Here is a 19,373-nt window from a genome sequence, read left to right on the forward strand (position 1 = left end):
CCCGCCAGCAACACTGCTGCCGGGGCCGTTTTTAGTTGTCCACAGAATCGGACAACTCAGGCGTTACAGAATAAACGGGTGCAGATTTTCATCTTTGCGATCGAGGTAGTGAATCGACTGAATACGGCGAATGGTGCGGGATTTGCCGCGAACCAGCAGCGTTTCAGTGGTCGCGATATTGCCGTTGCGGGTGATGCCCTTCAGCAGGTCGCCGCTGGTGATGCCGGTTGCCGAGAAAATCACGTTATCGTTACGCGCCATCTCGTCCAGACGTAAAACCTTGCCGGCTTCGATGCCCATTTCCTGACAGCGTTTCAGCTCCTGCTCGCCGAGCGCGCGGTTCTCCGGCGTGTCGCCTTTGACATCATGACGCGCCAGCAGGCGGCCTTGCATATCGCCATCCATCGCCCGGATCACCGCCGCCGAGATCACGCCTTCAGGTGCGCCGCCGATGCCGTACATCACATCCCCTTCACTGTCTGGCATACAGGTCAGGATCGATGCCGCAACATCGCCATCGGGAATGGCAAAAATCCGCACGCCAAGCTGCTGTAGCTGGGCAATCACGGCATCGTGACGGGGCTTCGCCAGAATGGTGACGGTCAGTTCAGACAGCGGCTTGCGCAGCGCCTCAGCGACGCGCTTCAGATTCTCTTCGAGTGGCAAAGCCAGATCGATTGCGCCTTTCGCGCCGGGCCCGACAATCAGTTTTTCCATATACATATCGGGCGCATTCAGGAAGGTGCCCTTATCGCCAACCGCCAGCACCGCCAGCGCATTAGGCTGGCCCATCGCGGTCATGCGGGTGCCTTCAATCGGATCGACGGCGATATCTACCGCATCACCCTCGCCGCTGCCGACCTTCTCGCCGATATATAACATCGGGGCTTCATCAATCTCGCCCTCGCCAATGACGATCTGGCCGTCAATGTTCACTTTGTTCAGCATGATGCGCATGGCGTGGACGGCAGCACCGTCTGCGGCGTTTTTGTCACCGCGTCCCAGCCACTTGTAGCCTGCCAGAGCAGCGGCTTCCGTTACGCGTGAAAATTCAATGGCGAGTTCTCGTTTCATGATTGGCCTCGGGAAATGTTGAGGCGGAAAGTTTATCACAGCGGGGAAGCGGGGGAGGGGGAAAAGCCCGTAGCCGGGAGGCCACGGGCAATTTTCAGACTTACGAGTCGTCCTGATCTTCCCACGCCTGGGCGCGAGAAACGGCTTTTTTCCAGCCGGCATAGAGGTAGTTACGCTGAGTGGTTTCGATGCTTGGGCGGAACTCACGCTCAATCACCGCTTTTTCACGCACTTCATCCAGATCTGACCAGAAACCGACGGCCAGGCCAGCCAGGTACGCTGAACCTAACGCGGTCACTTCCAGCACTTCAGGGCGCTCAACACGCGTTCCCAGAATGTCGGACTGGAACTGCATCAGGAAGTTGTTGGCAACCGCACCACCATCCACACGCAGAGACTGCAGGCGGGTATTGGCATCGATCTGCATCGCTTCCAGCACGTCACGCGTCTGATAAGCAATCGACTCCAGCGTGGCACGGATGATGTGGTTAGCATTCGCACCGCGCGTCAGGCCGAAGATCGCGCCACGGGCATACGGGTCCCAGTATGGAGCGCCCAGGCCGGTAAAGGCAGGCACCATATAAACGCCGTTGCTGTCCTTCACCTTGGTCGCAAAGTACTCGGAGTCGGTTGCATCGCCGATCAGTTTCATCTCATCGCGCAGCCACTGGATAGAGGCACCGCCGATAAATACCGCACCTTCCAGTGCGTAGTTCACTTCACCGCGTGGGCCACAGGCGATGGTGGTCAACAGGCCGTTGGTTGAGGTCACCGCTTCAGTACCGGTGTTCATCAACATAAAGCAGCCGGTGCCGTAGGTATTTTTTGCCATACCCGGCTGAACACACATCTGGCCGTACAGCGCCGCCTGCTGGTCACCGGCGATACCGGCGATTGGAATACGCGTACCGCCTTTACCACCAATGTTGGTCTGGCCGTACACTTCAGAAGACGACTTCACTTCTGGCAGCATTTCACGCGGGATATCGAGGATATCCAACATGCGCTGATCCCACTCCAGCTTGTGGATGTTAAACATCATGGTACGCGAGGCGTTGGTGTAATCGGTGATGTGCACCCGTCCCTGCGTCATTTTCCACACCAGCCAGGAGTCAACCGTACCGAACAGCAGCTCGCCACGTTTCGCACGATCGCGTGAGCCTTCCACGTGGTCGAGGATCCACTTCACCTTGGTACCGGAGAAGTAAGGGTTAATTACCAGGCCGGTGGTGTGCTGGATATACTCTTCCAGCCCTTCTTTTTTCAGTTTTGCACAGTAGTCAGCGGTGCGCGGATCCTGCCAGACGATAGCGTTGTAGATCGGCTTGCCGGTCTCTTTGTCCCAGATAATAGTGGTTTCACGCTGGTTGGTGATACCGATCGCGGCAATCTCGTCTGAACGAATATCCGCGTGCGCCAGCACTTCTACCAGCGTGGAGCTCTGGGAAGCCCAGATATCCATCGGGTCATGTTCAACCCAGCCGGGCTTAGGATAAATTTGCTGAAATTCGCGCTGGGAGACGGCAACGATGTTGGAGTCATGATCCAGGATCACGGCACGAGAGCTGGTCGTCCCCTGATCGAGCGCGACAATGTATTTTTTTTCTATGGTCATAATTCATTCCTGATGGTGTAAAGGGTTAGCACTTACGCTTTACGCTGCTCAGCACGCGCTATCGTCTTCTCGTCTTTCTTTACTACAGCTGCGCCAGGCAGGTTACGGGCAATCAGGTAGCGATAGCCAACTGCACCCAGGCTGGCACCCACAATCGGTCCAAAGATCGGCACGAGGAAATACGGGATATCACGGCCACCGGTAAAGGCGACGTTACCCCAACCCGCAAGCCAGGCAAAGAGTTTCGGTCCGAAATCACGCGCCGGGTTCAGTGCGAAGCCGGTCAGTGGACCCATTGAGCCACCGATTACCGCAATCAGCAGGCCAATCAGCAGCGGAGCCATCGGACCGCGAGGGAGGCCGTTACCGTCATCGGTCAGCGCCATAATCAGGCCCATCATCACTGCGGTGATCACCGCTTCAACCAGGAAGGCCTGGCCAACGCCGATGTGCGGGTTTGGATAGGTGGAGAAGATCCCGGCCAAATCGAGGCTCTCGATACTGCCGCGCACCATCTGATGCGATTGTTCGTAATCAAAGAACAGATTGTAGTAGAGACCGTAAACCAGTGCGGCGGAGCAGAAGGCACCGGCGATTTGTGCCAGAATGTACGGCACAACTTTACGGCGTTCGAAATTGGCGAACAGGCAGAGTGCAATGGTCACTGCAGGATTCAGATGCGCGCCGGAGATAGCGGCGCTGAGGTAGATGGCCATCGCAACGGCAATCCCCCAGATGATACTGATTTCCCACTGACCAAAACTTGCACCAGCCAGTTTCATGGCGGCGACACAGCCGGCACCAAAGAAGATAATGGTGGCGACACCAAGGAATTCGGCGATGCACTGCCCTTTGAGCGTGCTTGTTGCTGTCTGACTCATGATGACATTTCCTGAAGGCGAGGTTTAATGTTGTACTTCGTTTTTTTCTCACTCCCTGAGCCGCCCAAATCTTATGTAGGGCTGATGTAAATTTATCGTTAACGAGCATAAACGAGAAATAGCGAAATCAAAAGTTGTGTGCTGTGTCATAAAAATGAGCGTTTTCGCGTCTTTTTGCTTTCCTGAAACAACATTTCAATTTTCCATTTGGTGATTTTTATCCCAAATCGTTAACATTAGCCCCGCAAATACTGCGGGTAATGTTGCAGATTCCAGGTCTATGCTGAAAATTGTTACAGTATGCACCCTGTGCGGGTTCGCTACTGGACTTGGGGCGCGGGTCTACTTACAATCGGGGAAGCGTTGTTATCCGTGGAATCCCGGCTTATCCCCTCATGATCTGCGGCTGGCAACATCAACGCCTGGCGATTTGGAGAGGTCTTTTACAATGTCATTTGAAGTGTTCGAGAAACTGGAAGCGAAAGTACAACAGGCGATTGATACCATCACCCTGTTACAGATGGAAATTGAAGAGCTGAAAGAGCAGAACAACAACCTGAATCAGCAGGTTCAGCAGGCTGCAGGGAATAGCGAATCAGTGGTGCGTGAGAACCAGCACCTGAAAGAAGAGCAGCTTGTCTGGCAGGAGCGTTTGCGCGCCCTGTTGGGAAAAATGGAAGAAGTCTGATTTAACGGTCAGCAGAGAAACGGGTGCCAGTGGCACCCGTTTTTTTTATTCGATATCGAGCGGATCTTCGGAAAGGATAATGCCAGTGTTGTCGGCGTAGAGATGGTCGCCGGAGAAGAAAGTGACGCCACCGAAGTTGACGCGAATATCGCTCTCGCCAATGCCTTCACCCGCAGCACCGACCGGAATGGCAGCAATCGCCTGAATGCCAATATCCAGCTCTTCCAGATCGTCAACCTGACGTACGGAACCGTACACCACAATGCCTTCCCATTCGTTCTGCAGTGCCAGCCTGGCCAGCGCCGCATCAATCAGCGCACGACGCACTGAACCGCCGCCATCAACCAGCAGCACACGACCTCGCCCGTTTTCCTCCAGCAGATCGTACAACAGCCCGTTGTCCTCGAAACATTTTACCGTGATGATTTGCCCGCCAAACGACGTACGGCCACCGAAGTTTGAAAAGAGCGGTTCAACGACGTTCACATCTTCGTGATAGATGTCGCAGAGTTCAGAAGTATCATATTTCATAAGGGTTTCGTCTGTTTGCCACAGGAACTCTAAGTATATCGCTTTCTCGCCGCTGTTGGCAAAATCATCAATTGTTAAAAGTTGCGATGAGTCAAACACATCGCAGTTAATTGAGGACCAGCCCGAGCGAGAAAAGCAGGTTGAGTAACAGGGCGGATTTCACGGTTTTCGCCAGCATAGGACGCATGGCAACGGCGGAAGGCTGCTGCGTAATGTAGCGGGCCTGTCTGAACAGCAACGGTGCGGAGAGCAGGAATAACCAGCCGGCGAGATTCAGCGAAGTGAGCAGGGCAAAACCCGCGCAGCACAGCACGGCCGCGGTGAGGATTAGCTGATGATAGCGCCTGGCGCCACTCGCCCCTAAGCGCACCGCCAGGGTAAACTTGCCATGCTGCTGGTCGCTTTCAATATCGCGCATGTTATTGACGTTAAGCACCGCGACCGCCATCAGCCCACAGGCTGTGGCAGGTAACAGCAGTAGCAGGGAGAGTTGATGGGCCTGAAGATAGTAGCTGCCCATTACCCCAAGCCAGCCGAAGAAAATTAATACCGACGCATCGCCCAATCCTAAATAGCCATAGGGTTTCTTGCCGACGGTGTAAGCGATGGCGGCGACGATCGCCACCGCGCCCAGCGCAATAAAGCCCAAAAAATCGTTTACCGACTGGCAGGCGCGGATCACCAGCGCGACGCCGGATATCATCGTCAAGGCCACGGTGAGGATCAGGGCACTGCGCATCTGCTTCTGACTAATCGCCCCTTTTTGCATGCCCCGCAGTGGCCCGATGCGGGCCGGCGTGTCGCTGCCTTTCAGGGCATCACCATAGTCATTCGCCAGGTTGGACAGAATTTGCAGTAGCGCGGTGGTGAGCAGTGCCAGCACGGCGGTGCCCGCATTAAAATGTCCCTGCCACCAGGCCAGCGCGGAACCGGTCATCACCGAGGCACAGGCCAGCGGCAGCGTGCGCAAACGCAGGCTTTCCAGCCAGGCGCGGGAAGAAGATATTGCGGTCATCGGGTGCAGATTATCCGTCATAGCGGCAGATCCTGGCTGTGGGAAGACGTCGCGCTATGGTAGCGTCTGCGACGGGCCAGAGAGTTATTCCACGTCAAGGATGCAACTGCCGGGAAGGGATTTCAGGCAATAAAAAAGGAGGCCGAAGCCTCCTGATAGGTCGATTTTCGCCGCGCGGTTACAGAATAAAGCGGCTCAAATCTTCGTCTGCGACCAGCTCGTCCAGATGCTTTCCAACATACTCGGCATCGATGGTAAACGACTGACCGTTGAGGTCGCTGGCGTCATAGGAGATATCTTCCATCAAACGCTCCAGCACCGTGTGCAGACGGCGCGCGCCGATGTTCTCGGCGGTTTCATTCACCTGCCACGCGGCGGCGGCAATCTTGCTGATGCCGTCTTCGGTGAAGTGAATATCCACGCCTTCGGTTTTCATCAGCGCTTTGTACTGCACGGTCACGGAGGCACTCGGCTCGGTCAGAATGCGCTCGAAATCATGGGTGGTCAGTGCCTGCAGCTCAACGCGGATTGGCAGACGACCCTGCAGTTCCGGGATCAGGTCTGACGGGCTGGCAACCTGGAACGCACCCGACGCGATAAACAGAATGTGGTCTGTTTTCACCATGCCGTGCTTGGTGGATACGGTGCAGCCTTCCACCAGTGGCAGCAGGTCGCGCTGTACGCCTTCGCGGGAAACGTCCGGGCCGGAGCTTTCGCCACGCTTACAGACTTTGTCGATTTCATCGATAAAGACGATACCGTGCTGCTCAACCGCGTCGATCGCTTCCTGCTTCAGCTCTTCCGGATTGACCAGTTTGGCGGCTTCTTCTTCAATCAGCAGCTTCATCGCTTCCTGAATTTTCAGCTTACGCGGCTTCTGCTTCTGGTTACCCAGGTTCTGGAACATCGACTGCAGCTGATTAGTCATCTCTTCCATGCCCGGAGGCGACATGATTTCAACGCCCATCGATGAAGAGGCCAGATCGATCTCAATCTCTTTGTCGTTCAACTGGCCTTCACGCAGTTTTTTGCGGAAAGACTGACGGGCGGCAGACGGTGCGGCTTCCGCTTCAGACTGGCCCCAGTTGTTCTTGGCCGGTGGGATCAGCACGTCCAGAATGCGTTCTTCCGCCATCTCTTCAGCGCGGTAACGATTTTTTTCAATCGCCTGAGAACGCACCATCTTCAGTGCAGAATCGGTCAGGTCGCGGATGATGGAATCCACTTCTTTACCGACATAACCCACTTCGGTGAATTTGGTCGCTTCGACTTTGATAAACGGCGCGTTGGCGAGTTTTGCCAGACGGCGGGCAATTTCTGTTTTACCCACACCGGTCGGGCCGATCATCAGAATGTTTTTTGGCGTCACTTCGTGGCGCAGCTCTTCGTCGAGTTGCATACGACGCCAGCGGTTACGCAAGGCGATCGCCACGGCGCGCTTGGCATTATCCTGGCCAATGATAAATCTGTTCAGTTCGCTGACGATCTCGCGCGGAGTCATTTCGGACATAGTTGGGATCCTTACGCTTTAGACGGTAATGCTTCGATGGTGAGGTTGTGGTTGGTATAGATGCAGATGTCGCCTGCAATACCCAGCGCTTTTTCAACGATGTCACGTGCGCCGATTTCGGTGTTTTCCAACAGCGCACGGGCAGCAGCCTGCGCGTAAGGACCACCAGAACCAATGGCAATTAAATCGTTTTCCGGCTGAATGACGTCGCCATTACCGGTAATAATCAGGGAGGCATTTTCATCGGCTACCGCCAGCAGCGCTTCAAGCTTGCGCAGCATACGGTCGGTACGCCAGTCTTTCGCTAACTCAACGGCCGCTTTCACCAGGTGGCCCTGATGCATTTCCAGCTTACGTTCGAAGAGTTCAAATAGCGTAAAGGCATCTGCGGTCCCACCAGCAAAACCGGCAATGACTTTGTCGTTATAGAGACGACGCACTTTTTTGACGTTGCCTTTCATTACGGTGTTGCCGAGGGTAGCCTGGCCATCACCGCCAATTACTACCTGGCCGTTGCGTCGTACACTTACAATTGTTGTCACGGGCAGACCCCTTGTTGCAGTCAGAAGATGTCCCCGCAGTTCACCTGCGGGGCATTGATGCAACCAGATATGGGGCGGCTTTAAGGGGTTTCAACCCCCGGAGGCGAGAGGAATACAATTTGAATGGCCCGATCCGCGCAGACGTTTCAGCGTGCTGTCAGCCGAAGAACGGCTGTTGTACGGGCCGATCACTACGCGATTCCAGCCACCGCCGGTCGTGATTCGGCTTTCAAATCCTTCGAAGGCCAGCTGCGCACGAATCGACTCTGCCTGGTCGGTCCCTTTGAACGAACCACACTGCACCATCCAGTGCTGAGACTTCTCGGCCTCTTTCGGTTTGCTCTCCGTTTTCGGCTGCTGAGCGGTTTGTGCCGGTGCCTGCGCTGGCGCAGCCTGCTGCTGCTTAACCGGCTCACGTACTGCCGGCTCACGCACCGCCGGCGTTGCCCGGGTTACCGGCGCGACGGGTGCCTGACGAGGCGCCTGCTGCTGCTGTTGTTGTGGCATCCGTGACTGCTGCTGTAACTGGCTCTGCTGCTGTTGACGCTGCAACGTTTGCTGACGCTGTGCCGGGGTTTGTTCGTTCCACGGCACTTCATTCAGCTGCGTTGGCTGCTGGCGCATATCAGACTGCATCTGCTCCAGCAGCTGGCGCTGTTCGTCGGTGAGCTGGGTTTTGGATTGCACTTCGCCACCTGATGACGGTTCAACAGGTGAGGGAACGGTAATCTGACGGTTTTCCAGCTCTTTGATATAACGCCAGCGCTCTTCCGGTTTAGGCGGAAGGCCGTTACCCACGGCTTTGTGCGCGGGGATTTCCGGCGTCTCTTCTTTTTTATGATGGGCAATAAACCACAGTCCGCCGACGAACGTCACCAGCACGGCAACGGCAAGCACAACCATAATTTTTGAAACTCCTGAACCACCACCACTGCGCTTTTTAGTGCGACTGTTGGTCTTCTTGCGACGCGTCCCTGTCGAACGCCCGCGGCCTACGTAATCTTTTTGTGCCACTAATCGTTCCGCTAATATTCAATGAAAGGTGAGGCCGGACCAAAGCTGACGCGCCCGGCTATCAGCCCGTCATGTTACTTAAGGGCCGGAAGTTTGACCAGCGGGGATCCCTGTAAGAATCCACTGAATCTTGTTTTTGCGTCTGTGGTGACGGAAATAGTGAGCTTTTCAGACTTTTTCCCGGAGGGAAGGCGCGGTACTGCCGCGAATTTTCAGTTCAAAATCTAACAGGCGGGAACCGCTGTTAACGGTTTTGCCCTGCAGCTGTTCGAGTAACAGCAACATCGCTTCCCGACCGATATTAAACCTCGGCTGGGCCACGGTGGTCAGTTGCGGGTCGCTGTAACGGGACAGTTCGATGTCATCGAAGCCAATCAGCGATAAATCCTGAGGCACGCGTAACCCCATGATTTTGGCCTGCGACATCGCGCCAAGCGCCATGATGTCACTGTGACAGAACAGCGCGTCCGGCGGCTTTGGCAGCGTCATCAGATGTTTCATCGCCCGCGAACCGGCATCGAAGGTAAAGTCGCCGCGCACAATGTAGTGTGGATCGACCGCCAGGCCATTGCGGCGTAACGCCTGGATGTAGCCCTGCAGACGATACTGGCACAGCGGCATATCCTGCGGACCGGCAATACAGGCAATGCGACTGTGGCCGAGTTTTAGCAGATGATTAACCGCTTCGAAGGCCGCGGTCAGGTTATCGATATGCACGGTTGGCAGCTCAAGCTCAGGCGCAAATTCATTGGCCATCACCATCGGCGGAAGATTGCGCTGCTCTTCAATCCCGGTGTCGAAAGGCACCTGTGAACCCAACAGCACCATGCCATCGATTTGACGGGTCATCACCAGGTTGAGAAAGGATTTTTCCTGCTTGTTCTGATGAGCGCAGTCGCCGATCAGTACCAGATAGCCCTGATCGGCCGCGACCACTTCAATGCCGCGGATCATCTCACTGAAGAAGGGATCGCAGATGTCAGGCACGATCACCAGGATCGTGCGGGATTCGCTGCGTTTGGCACTGCGGGCCATCGCGTGAGGGGAGTAACCAACGGCAAGCACCGCTTTTTCGACTTTTTTGCGCGTGGCGGCAGAGACCTTTTCCGGGTTCATCAGGGCGCGCGAAACGGTCGCCGTTGATACGCCTGCTTCTTCAGCCACGTCCTTCATGGTCGCGCCTGTTGTCTCTTGATTGTGCTCCAACGCTTTTCTCCTCACGCCAGCCTGAGCTGACCTGACACTTGGGGACGATTCTAATTATAAGTAGCCGCGAGAGGTCATTTTGCAGGCCAGACACTCATGTTTATCAGATGCGGCGACAGGCTGTTACTTAATTTGCATAAAAATTGTGACTTGTGCGACTTTTTTCGATGTTACTCGCACCCGTAAGGCGATTTAGCCTTCTGTAGGATCCACATCCAGCGTCCATTTCACTTTTCGCGCCTGCGGCAAGGTGCCAATCAGCGGCAGTGAATTTTTAATTAACCGCTGTAATACGGCGCGTGACGGATGCTGTAACAGTAACTGCCAACGGAAGCGGCCACCGCGCTTAGGTTGCAGTGCCGGAACCGGCCCCATCACCCAAAACGCCTCATCTTTTAACGGGCTGGCTTCCAGCAAATTACGCAGCTGCTGTAAGAACAGCGCAGACTGCTGATTATCATGGTCTTCGGAGCGGAACAGCGCATGGCTGGTAAACGGCGGCAGGAACACGGTTTTGCGCTCGACCAGCGCCTGCTGGGCAAAGGCATCGTAGCCCTGATGCAGCAAGGTTTGCAGCAGCGGGTGCTCAGGATGGTGCGTCTGCAGCATCACTTCTCCTTGCTTACCCGCACGGCCTGCGCGTCCGGCCACCTGAGTGTAAAGCTGGGCGAAGCGCTCGGCTGAACGGAAGTCGGCGGAAAACAGCGCGCCATCCACATCCAGCAACGACACCAGCGTCACATCCGGGAAGTGGTGACCTTTGGCCAGCATCTGCGTGCCGACCAGAATGCGCGCGCCGCCCCGATGCACATCCGCCAGATGCTGTTCCAGCGCCCCTTTGCGGCTGGTGGTATCACGATCGATGCGCGACAGCGGAACGTCAGGGAACTGCTCGCTGAGATTGTGTTCGAGCTGCTCGGTTCCCAGCCCGACCGGCACCAGGTTGGTCGATCCGCACTGCGGGCATTGATGGGGCACCGGACGCTGGCTGTCGCAATGGTGGCAGCGCAGCTGGCGATGGTGCTGGTGCAGCGTGTAGTAGCGATCGCAACGCTGACACTCGGCAATCCAGCCGCATTCATGGCACAGCATGGCGGGAGAGAAACCGCGACGGTTCAGGAACAACAGCACCTGATTGTCCGCTTTGAGGTGCTGACTGATTTTTTTGATCAGCATCGGCGACAGTCCGCCCTGCAATTTCACCCCTTTCAGGTCGATCAGCTGTTGCGTCGCCTGTCGGGCGTTACCGGCACGTTTGTTGAGGTTGAGCTGGCGGTATTTGCCCATCTGCACGTTGTGCAGCGTTTCCAGCGCGGGCGTCGCGGTGCCCATCACAATCGGAATATCTTCCTGTCGTGCGCGGAACACGGCCAGATCGCGAGCCTGATAACGCCAGCCTTCCTGCTGCTTATAGGAGCTGTCGTGCTCTTCATCAATGATGATCACCCCAAGCCGTGCGAAGGGCGTGAACAGCGCAGAGCGCGTGCCGATAACAATCGCCGTTTCACCCTGACGGGCGCGCAGCCAGACGGCCAGGCGTTCGCCGTCGTTCAGGGCGGAGTGCAGCACGTCGACCGGTGCGTTAAATCTTTCCCGAAAGCGGGCGATGGTTTGCGGCGTCAGCCCGATTTCAGGCACCAGTACCAGCGCCTGACCGCCGTTCGCCAGCACATTCTCCAGCACGCTGAGATAGACTTCTGTTTTACCGGAACCGGTGATCCCGGCCAGCAGCCAGGCGGCAAAATGATCGTCTTCGCTGCGGATCGCGCCCACGGCGGTGGCCTGTTCGGTATTCAACCTTAACCGCTCGCCTTTCACCGCATAGTCGGTGCGCCAGTCCTGCTGAGCCCGTGGCTGCGCGCGCAGATCGCACAGGCCTTTCGCCCGCAGCGCCTGCAGCGTGGCGTCGGTAATATCGTGCTGGCTGACTTCGTGGCGATAGAGCGGGCGCTGACGCAGCGCGGCGAGCGCCTGCTGCTGCTTCGGCGCACGCTTCAGGCTTTCCGGGGCCGTTTCTTTCCCTGACTCGCTGAGGAACCATTGATAGATCGGCGCGTCCTGCGCGGGTTTCCCCTGTCGCAGCAGCACCGGCATGGCGTGAAACAGCACTTCGCCCAGCGGATAGTGATAATAGTCGGCGGCCCACAGCAGAATGCGCCACAGCGACGGCGGATAGAGTGACGCCTCGTCCAACACTTCATGCACGGCTTTTAGCTGATCCAACGGGAAATCGCTGGTTTCAGACGTGCCGACCACCACGCCAATCGCCTTGCGCTTGCCAAAAGGCACGCTGACGCGCGCGCCGGCTACCGGTAACGGCAGATGAGCGGGTAACGCATAGTCAAAATTGCGGGCAAGCGGGACGGGTAGCGCGACCTGAACAACGGGCATGAAATCATCCGGATGAAATTATGAGCGAGATAGTGTACACTGTGTCTTCCGTAATGTGCGGATTCGATTGCAGCAGACGTTACCTTTCTGTATAGTTTGCCGCCGTTGATACGGCATTATTGGTATCAAAACACCTGTTATTATTAATCCGCGTGTGGTGCCGGTGCAGGAATAATCCTGGCACGGGAGAGCGACACGGCCTTAACTGAGGTTTCCCATGAAAAAAGGTATTCACCCTAATTACGCTGAAGTTACTGCTAAATGTTCTTGCGGTAACGAAATCAAAACCCGCTCAACCGTGGGTCACGACCTGAACCTGGACGTGTGTGGTAACTGCCACCCGTTCTACACCGGTAAGCAGCGTGACGTTGCTAGCGGTGGTCGTGTTGACCGCTTCAACAAGCGTTTCACTATGCCTGGCAGCAGCAAGTAAGTTGCCTGAAAGAAACGGTCTCCGTTTCGCAAGTGATGAAAACCCAGCTACGGCTGGGTTTTTTTATGCCTGTCATTCCGCTCAGGGCTGGCGGTTAAACGCCTGCAGCCACGCAATGAAACAGCGCAGCGGCGTTGAGGTGTATTTCCTGCCGGGATAGTAAAGCCAGAAGCTTTCAGCCGGGGCGGCAAAATCCGCCAGCACTTCCACCAGCTCACCGTTATCCAACCGGTTTTGCACCAGCTCTTTAAACACAAAAGCCAATCCTGCACCCGCGCTCGCCGCGTCTGCCATCACAAAATCATTGTCCAGCGTCAGGCTGCCCACCACCGCAACCGCCAGTGGTTTCCCTGCATCACTGAATTCCCATTTGTAGTTCATCCCACTGGGAAAACGTCGCTGGATACAGGGAAAGTTGATTAATTCCTGAGGGTGCTTAGGGACGCCATGTAGCGCAATATACGCCGGGCTGGCGATCACCGCTCCCCGCAATTTTCTGCCAAAGGGGATCGCCACCATATCCTGCGGGATGGCCTCGCCAAAACGAACGCCCGCATCAAATCCCCCTTCGACAATGTTCACCAGACTGTCACTGGTCGTGACCTCCAGCGCGATATCGGGATACTGCTGGCGAAAGGGCAGTAGCAATGACTGCAGGTACAGGGCTTCGGCGCTGCGCGGCATATTCAACCGCAGCGTGCCGCGCGGATCGACCCGCCAGTGATTCAGTTCATCCCCCGCCAACGAAAGATCCAGCATCGCCGGTTCAATACGCAGTAAAAATGCTTTCCCGGCATCAGTCAGTGAAACGCTGCGCGTGGTGCGATTCAGCAAGCGAACGCCGATGCGCTGTTCCAGATTGGTCATGGTGTGACTGAGCGTCGAGGGCGTGACGTTTCGCTCCTTCGCCGCTTTGCCAAAGTTAAGATGGCGGGCGATGGCGGTGAAAATCTCTAATTCCTGCAGCGTGGCGCGTGTTTTCATATTCGTGATTATTTTTCACTAATCTGCTTAAAAGGCATCAATTGTTGAATAAATCTGAGCAAAGTATAACGGTTCTGTCGCCAATTACCGGAGAAGAAAATGAAGCGCAGAACATTAGGCAGTCAGGGTTTTGAGGTCTCGGCCATCGGCCTCGGCTGCATGGGGATGACTTTCGCTTACGGTCACAACGATCGCCAGCAGGCGATCAACACCCTCCACCGTGCGTTCGATCTGGGCGGGGATTTTCTCGATACGGCGGAAGTTTACGGGCCTTTCAATAACGAGGAACTGCTGGCAGAGGCCCTGAAGGGGTATCAGGGACGGATTAAGGTCGCAACGAAATTCGGCTTTAACATCACTGACCAGGGGGAAGGGTGGGAACGGATTAAAGGCGTTAACAGCCAACCGGCGAATATCCGCGCCGTGGCGGAAGCGTCGTTAAAAAGGCTCAACGTTGAGACGCTGGACCTGTTTTATCAGCACCGTCCCGATCCTGCGGTGCCGATTGAAGCGGTGATGGGCACGCTGGCAGATCTGGTGCGCGAAGGTAAAATCCAGCATATCGGCCTGTCCGAAGTCTCCAGCGAGACGTTGAGAAGAGCGCAGGCTGTCTATCCGGTCACCGCTTTACAGAGCGAATACTCGTTGTGGAGCCGGGATGTTGAACAGGGCGTTTTGGCTACCTGTCAGCAGCTGAACATCGGTTTCGTGCCGTACAGTCCGCTTGGACGCGGCTTCCTGACCGGCAAGTTGCCCGATCCTGACACGCTTGATGCCTTCGACTATCGCAGAACGCTGCCGCGTTTCCAGCCCGATGCCCTGGCGCAAAACAACAAGCTGCTCGCCCAGTTGGCGGAGATGGCATCAGGTTATGGCGCGACGTCCGCCCAGATCGCGCTGGCCTGGGTGCTGGCGAAAGGGCAGAACATCGTACCCATCCCTGGCGCGAGTAAAATCGCCAACCTGGAAGATAACTGCAAAGCCACCGAGATTGCGCTGGCGGCTGGCGATGTCAGCCATCTTGACCGCTTATTCAGCGTTGGCAATATCGCGGGAGAACGTTATAACGCCGGTGAGTTTGGGCTGGTTGAGCGTGACTGAATGCCGTAAAGGCGATCCGCACAGGCGGTGAACCCCTAAATCACGGCCAAAAAAAATCCGCGAATGCTATCCATTCACGGATTTTTTTATGCCTTGAGGCGGGCCTAGTATTCCCAGGTATCGGGATCGACGCCCATCTCACGCATGATTGCTTTGGCTTCTTCCGGGATCTCATCGCTGCGTTCTTTACGCAGATCAACATCATCTGGCAAAGGCTGGCCGGTGAAAGCATGCAGAAACGCTTCGCAAAGCAGTTCGCTGTTAGTGGCATGACGCAAGTTATTAACCTGACGGCGTGTCCGCTCATCGGTCAAAATTTTTAATACTTTCAACGGAATGGATACCGTGATTTTTTTAACCTGTTCGCTTTTCTTGCCGTGCTCAGCGTACGGGCTGATATATTCGCCGTTCCATTCAGCCATGGGTTACCTTAGTCATCATTAAATTGAAATTACCCTTTATTTCCCGGCATGCCTGCCTGTGAGCGTTGGGTATATACCGAAATTCGGCTAATTATGCCCGAAGTTAGTGACCATCACACTGCATTGGCTCAACTTTCTGTCGGCTATAGCGTCATAATCTTAACGGTTATTGTCGGTTTGCTCAATCTATACGCAAAGACATTTAGATGTCCAGATGTATTGACGTCCATCTTTACGCTGTTATGCTAGGGCTCTTCTTTATTATCCAGTCAGGAATATTTGCACCATGACGCGTAAACAGGCAACCATCGCAGTACGCAGCGGTTTGAATGATGACGAGCAATATGGCTGCGTTGTCCCGCCGATCCACCTTTCCAGCACCTATAACTTTACCGATTTCAACGAGCCTCGCGCCCATGACTACTCTCGCCGTGGCAACCCGACGCGCGATGTGGTTCAGCGTGCGCTGGCCGAGCTGGAAGGCGGTGCCGGTGCGGTGATGACCAATACCGGGATGTCAGCCATTAACCTGGTGTGCACGGTATTCCTGAAGCCTGGCGATCTGCTGGTGGCCCCGCACGACTGCTACGGCGGCAGCTATCGCCTGTTCGACAGCCTGAGCAAACGCGGTGCGTACCGCGTGAAGTTTGTCGATCAGGGCGATGAAGCGGCACTGAACGCGGCGCTGGCCGAAAAGCCGAAGCTGGTGCTGATCGAAAGCCCAAGCAATCCGCTGCTGCGCGTGGTGGATATCGCCGCCATCTGCAAAGCGTCTGCGGAAGCCGGTGCCATTACCGTGGTGGACAATACCTTCCTCAGCCCGGCCTTACAGAACCCGCTGGCGCTCGGCGCTGACGTGGTGCTGCACTCGTGCACCAAATACCTGAACGGCCACTCTGATGTGGTAGCGGGCGCGGTGATCGCGAAAGACCCGGCGCTGGTGACCGAGCTGGCGTGGTGGGCAAACAATATTGGTGCCACCGGCAGCGCGTTCGACAGCTATCTGCTGCTGCGCGGCATGCGCACGCTGGCACCGCGTATGGCGGCGGCACAACGCAATGCGTTAGCCATCGTTGATTACCTGAAGCAACAACCGTTGGTCAAAAAGTTGTATCATCCTTCCCTGCCGGAAAACGCGGGCCACCAGTTTGCCGTTCGTCAGCAAAAAGGCTTTGGCGCGATGCTCAGTTTCGAGCTGGATGGCGATGAGCAGACCTTACGCCGTTTCCTGAAAGCGCTGGAATTGTTCACGCTGGCAGAGTCACTGGGTGGCGTGGAAAGCCTGATTTCTCACACCGCAACCATGACCCACGCAGGCATGTCGGCTGAAGCCCGTGCCGCCGCAGGTATTTCTGAGACGCTGTTGCGCGTGTCAGTTGGAATTGAAGACCACGAAGATTTAATCGCCGATCTGGATAATGCATTCCGGATAGCGGCCGAGAGGTAAGTATGAGTCAGTCAGCAGTGGCAGCAGGTACGCGTCAGTTGCATAAATTTGGTGGAAGCAGTCTTGCGGACGCCAAATGTTACCTGCGTGTGGCGGGGATCATGGCGGAATACAGCCATCCCGGCGATATCATGGTGGTCTCCGCTGCGGGGAGCACGACCAACCAGTTGATCAGCTGGCTGAAGTTAAGCCAGAGCGATCGGTTATCGGCTCACCAGGTGCAGCAGGCGCTGCGTCGCTATCAGAGCGAGCTGATTGCCAGCTTGCTGCCACCTGCTCAGGCAGACGGCATGATTGCCGAGTTTATTCACGATCTGGAAAAACTCGCTGCGCTGCTGGACGGCAAAATCACCGATGCAGTTTATGCCGAAGTGGTGGGACACGGCGAAATCTGGTCCGCCAGGCTGATGGCTGCGGTGCTGACACGGCAAGATATCGCGTCCAGTTGGCTGGACGCGCGTGAATTCCTCTGTGCTGAGCGTGCTGCGCAACCGGAAGTGGACGAAGGGAAATCCTGGCCGCTGCTACAGCAGCTGATGATCCAGCATCCCAACCGTCGTCTGGTGGTCACCGGTTTTATCTGCCGCAATGAAGCGGGTGAAACGGTGCTGCTCGGTCGCAACGGCAGTGACTACTCAGCCACGCAAATTGGTGCGCTGGCGGGCGTGTCCCGCGTCACCATCTGGAGCGACGTGGCGGGCGTCTACAGTGCCGATCCGCGCAAGGTAAAGGATGCCTGCCTGTTGCCGCTGCTTCGTCTGGATGAAGCCAGTGAACTTGCGCGCCTCGCCGCGCCGGTTCTGCACACCCGTACTCTGCAACCCGTCTCCGGCAGCGATATCGATCTGCAACTGCGTTGCAGCTATCAGCCTGAGCAGGGTTCAACCCGCATTGAGCGCGTGCTGGCTTCCGGAACGGGCGCAAGGATTGTCACCAGCCATGATGACGTCTGTCTGATTGAGTTCCATGTGCCTTCGCAGCACGACTTTGCCTCTCAGCATAAAGAGATCGATCACCTGTTGAAGCGCGCGCAGCTGCGTCCGCTGGCCACCGGTGTGCATCCCGACCGCAATCTTATTCAGCTGTGCTACACCTCTGAAGTGGTCAGCAGCGCGCTGGATCTGCTGCAGGATGCGGGCATCCCTGGCCGCATTCAGCTGCGTGAAGGCATGGCGCTGGTGGCGATGGTCGGTGCGGGCGTCTGCCGTAACCCGCTGCACAGCCACCGTTTCTGGCAGCAGTTGAAAGATCAGCCGGTAGAATTTATCTGGCAGTCTGAAGACGGAATCAGTCTGGTCGCGGTATTGCGTGTTGGCCCGACCGAAAGCCTGATCAGAGGCCTGCACCACTCGCTGTTCCGTGCGGAAAAGCGTATTGGCCTGGTGCTGTTCGGCAAAGGCAATATCGGTTCACGCTGGCTGGAGTTGTTCGGACGTGAGCAGGAAATCCTCTCTGCCCGCACCGGCTTCGAATTCCTGCTGGCTGGGGTGGTGGACAGCCGCCGCAGCCTGCTGAACTATGACGGGCTGGACGCCTCCCGCGCGCTGGCTTTCTTCGAAGATGAAGCAGTCGAGCAGGATGAAGAGTCGCTGTTCCTGTGGATGCGTGCCCACCCGTATGATGATTTGGTGGTACTGGATGTCACCGCCAGCGAAACGCTGGCCGATCAGTATCTGGATTTCGCCAGCTACGGCTTCCATGTGGTCAGCGCCAATAAAGTGGCGGGCGCCTCAACGACCGATCGTTATCGCCAGATCCGCGATGCGTTCGCCAAGACCGGCAGCCAGTGGTTGTATAACGCCACCGTCGGCGCGGGCTTGCCGGTGAACCATACGGTGCGCGATCTGCGTGAAAGTGGCGACAGCATTCTGTCACTCAGCGGCATCTTCTCCGGCACGCTCTCCTGGCTGTTCTTGCAGTATGACGGCACGGTGCCTTTTACCGAGCTGGTGGATCAAGCCTGGCAGCAGGGACTGACCGAGCCCGATCCGCGAGTGGATCTCTCCGGTCAGGACGTGATGCGTAAGCTGGTGATCCTGGCGCGTGAAGCGGGTTATGACATCGAGCCGGATCAGGTTCGCGTTGAATCGCTGGTGCCGGACAGCTGTAAGGGCGAGTCGGTCGATCACTTCTTCGAAAATGGTGAGGCGTTGAACGACCAGATGCAGCAGCGTTTTGAAGCCGCTCAGGAAATGGGGCTGTTGCTGCGCTACGTGGCGCGCTTCGATGCCAATGGCAAAGCCCGCGTGGGTGTGGAAGCGGTGCGCAGTGAGCATCCGCTGGCTTCACTGCTGCCGTGCGATAACGTCTTCGCGATTGAAAGCCGCTGGTATCGTGATAATCCGCTGGTTATCCGTGGGCCGGGGGCTGGCCGTGATGTGACCGCCGGTGCCATTCAGTCTGACCTGAACCGTCTGGCACAACTGCTGTAATCCTGCCTTCGGGGCCGGCATCCGCTGGCCCCTGATTTTCCTCAAAATTTTCCTGCCATCATGAAGTCTGTTCAACTTGAGTGAGAA

17 protein-coding genes are annotated in these 19,373 nt (G+C 56.3%); 5 read left to right on the top strand and 12 right to left on the bottom strand.

What is annotated here, in order from left to right; genetic code table 11:
- Positions 1 to 63: 63 nt before the first annotated feature.
- The 3 genes from glpX to E2F51_RS07900 form a co-directional block, all read right to left on the bottom strand.
- Entirely contained in the window at positions 64 to 1,074 is a 1,011-nt protein-coding gene (gene glpX, locus E2F51_RS07890) for a class II fructose-bisphosphatase (RefSeq protein ID WP_134823165.1), read from the bottom strand.
- 100 nt (positions 1,075 to 1,174) lie between these two features.
- Complete coding sequence (glpK, locus tag E2F51_RS07895; RefSeq protein WP_013200188.1) at positions 1,175 to 2,689, bottom strand: glycerol kinase GlpK; 1,515 nt, start codon at positions 2,687 to 2,689, stop codon at positions 1,175 to 1,177.
- A gap of 32 nt (positions 2,690 to 2,721) precedes the next feature.
- Positions 2,722 to 3,570: an MIP/aquaporin family protein gene (locus tag E2F51_RS07900; RefSeq protein WP_013200189.1), complete on the bottom strand. Its 849-nt coding sequence runs from the start codon at positions 3,568 to 3,570 to the stop codon at positions 2,722 to 2,724.
- Positions 3,571 to 4,018: 448 nt separating this feature from the next.
- Here E2F51_RS07900 and zapB point away from each other — a divergent pair, with 448 nt between their 5' ends.
- Positions 4,019 to 4,258 carry a cell division protein ZapB gene (zapB, locus tag E2F51_RS07905; RefSeq protein ID WP_013200190.1) on the top strand — a complete coding sequence of 80 codons (240 nt, stop codon included), beginning with the start codon at positions 4,019 to 4,021 and terminating at the stop codon, positions 4,256 to 4,258.
- Positions 4,259 to 4,303: 45 nt separating this feature from the next.
- Here the strand turns inward: zapB and rraA are convergent, their stop codons facing one another.
- The 7 genes from rraA to priA form a co-directional block, all read right to left on the bottom strand.
- Complete coding sequence (rraA, locus tag E2F51_RS07910) at positions 4,304 to 4,789, bottom strand: ribonuclease E activity regulator RraA (RefSeq protein ID WP_013200191.1); 486 nt, start codon at positions 4,787 to 4,789, stop codon at positions 4,304 to 4,306.
- Positions 4,790 to 4,895: 106 nt separating this feature from the next.
- Entirely contained in the window at positions 4,896 to 5,825 is a 930-nt protein-coding gene (locus E2F51_RS07915; protein WP_209215501.1) for a 1,4-dihydroxy-2-naphthoate polyprenyltransferase, read from the bottom strand.
- Between the two features lie 157 nt (positions 5,826 to 5,982).
- Positions 5,983 to 7,314 (bottom strand): HslU--HslV peptidase ATPase subunit, encoded by a 1,332-nt coding sequence (gene hslU / locus E2F51_RS07920; protein ID WP_013200193.1) that lies wholly within the window; start codon positions 7,312 to 7,314, stop codon positions 5,983 to 5,985.
- A gap of 11 nt (positions 7,315 to 7,325) precedes the next feature.
- The gene (hslV, locus tag E2F51_RS07925; RefSeq protein WP_013200194.1) at positions 7,326 to 7,856 is read right to left on the bottom strand and encodes an ATP-dependent protease subunit HslV; all 531 of its coding nucleotides are present in this window, start codon (positions 7,854 to 7,856) and stop codon (positions 7,326 to 7,328) included.
- Positions 7,857 to 7,946: 90 nt separating this feature from the next.
- Positions 7,947 to 8,870: a cell division protein FtsN gene (gene ftsN / locus E2F51_RS07930; RefSeq protein ID WP_134823166.1), complete on the bottom strand. Its 924-nt coding sequence runs from the start codon at positions 8,868 to 8,870 to the stop codon at positions 7,947 to 7,949.
- 168 nt (positions 8,871 to 9,038) lie between these two features.
- Entirely contained in the window at positions 9,039 to 10,076 is a 1,038-nt protein-coding gene (gene cytR / locus E2F51_RS07935; RefSeq protein ID WP_013200196.1) for a DNA-binding transcriptional regulator CytR, read from the bottom strand.
- Between the two features lie 192 nt (positions 10,077 to 10,268).
- Complete coding sequence (gene priA / locus E2F51_RS07940; RefSeq protein ID WP_106382050.1) at positions 10,269 to 12,467, bottom strand: primosomal protein N'; 2,199 nt, start codon at positions 12,465 to 12,467, stop codon at positions 10,269 to 10,271.
- A 217-nt stretch (positions 12,468 to 12,684) separates the two neighbouring features.
- On the opposite strand from priA, the gene rpmE reads away from it, so the two are divergent.
- Positions 12,685 to 12,900 carry a 50S ribosomal protein L31 gene (gene rpmE, locus E2F51_RS07945; RefSeq protein ID WP_013200198.1) on the top strand — a complete coding sequence of 72 codons (216 nt, stop codon included), beginning with the start codon at positions 12,685 to 12,687 and terminating at the stop codon, positions 12,898 to 12,900.
- 81 nt (positions 12,901 to 12,981) lie between these two features.
- Here rpmE and E2F51_RS07950 read toward each other — a convergent pair whose 3' ends face one another.
- Complete coding sequence (locus E2F51_RS07950) at positions 12,982 to 13,884, bottom strand: LysR family transcriptional regulator (protein ID WP_134823167.1); 903 nt, start codon at positions 13,882 to 13,884, stop codon at positions 12,982 to 12,984.
- A 99-nt stretch (positions 13,885 to 13,983) separates the two neighbouring features.
- Here E2F51_RS07950 and E2F51_RS07955 point away from each other — a divergent pair, with 99 nt between their 5' ends.
- Entirely contained in the window at positions 13,984 to 14,985 is a 1,002-nt protein-coding gene (locus tag E2F51_RS07955) for an aldo/keto reductase (protein WP_134823168.1), read from the top strand.
- A 104-nt stretch (positions 14,986 to 15,089) separates the two neighbouring features.
- On the opposite strand, the gene metJ is transcribed toward E2F51_RS07955, so the two are convergent.
- Positions 15,090 to 15,407, bottom strand: a complete 318-nt coding sequence (metJ, locus tag E2F51_RS07960; protein ID WP_013200201.1) for a met regulon transcriptional regulator MetJ — start codon at positions 15,405 to 15,407, stop codon at positions 15,090 to 15,092.
- A gap of 286 nt (positions 15,408 to 15,693) precedes the next feature.
- On the opposite strand from metJ, the gene metB reads away from it, so the two are divergent.
- Both metB and E2F51_RS07970 read left to right on the top strand, forming a co-directional pair.
- Positions 15,694 to 16,854: a cystathionine gamma-synthase gene (gene metB, locus E2F51_RS07965; protein ID WP_013200202.1), complete on the top strand. Its 1,161-nt coding sequence runs from the start codon at positions 15,694 to 15,696 to the stop codon at positions 16,852 to 16,854.
- A gap of 2 nt (positions 16,855 to 16,856) precedes the next feature.
- Positions 16,857 to 19,286 (top strand): bifunctional aspartate kinase/homoserine dehydrogenase II, encoded by a 2,430-nt coding sequence (locus tag E2F51_RS07970; protein WP_013200203.1) that lies wholly within the window; start codon positions 16,857 to 16,859, stop codon positions 19,284 to 19,286.
- Positions 19,287 to 19,373 lie beyond the last annotated feature (87 nt).

The organism is Erwinia sp. QL-Z3 (genome assembly GCF_004551645.1).
Classification (GTDB): domain Bacteria; phylum Pseudomonadota; class Gammaproteobacteria; order Enterobacterales; family Enterobacteriaceae; genus Erwinia; species Erwinia billingiae.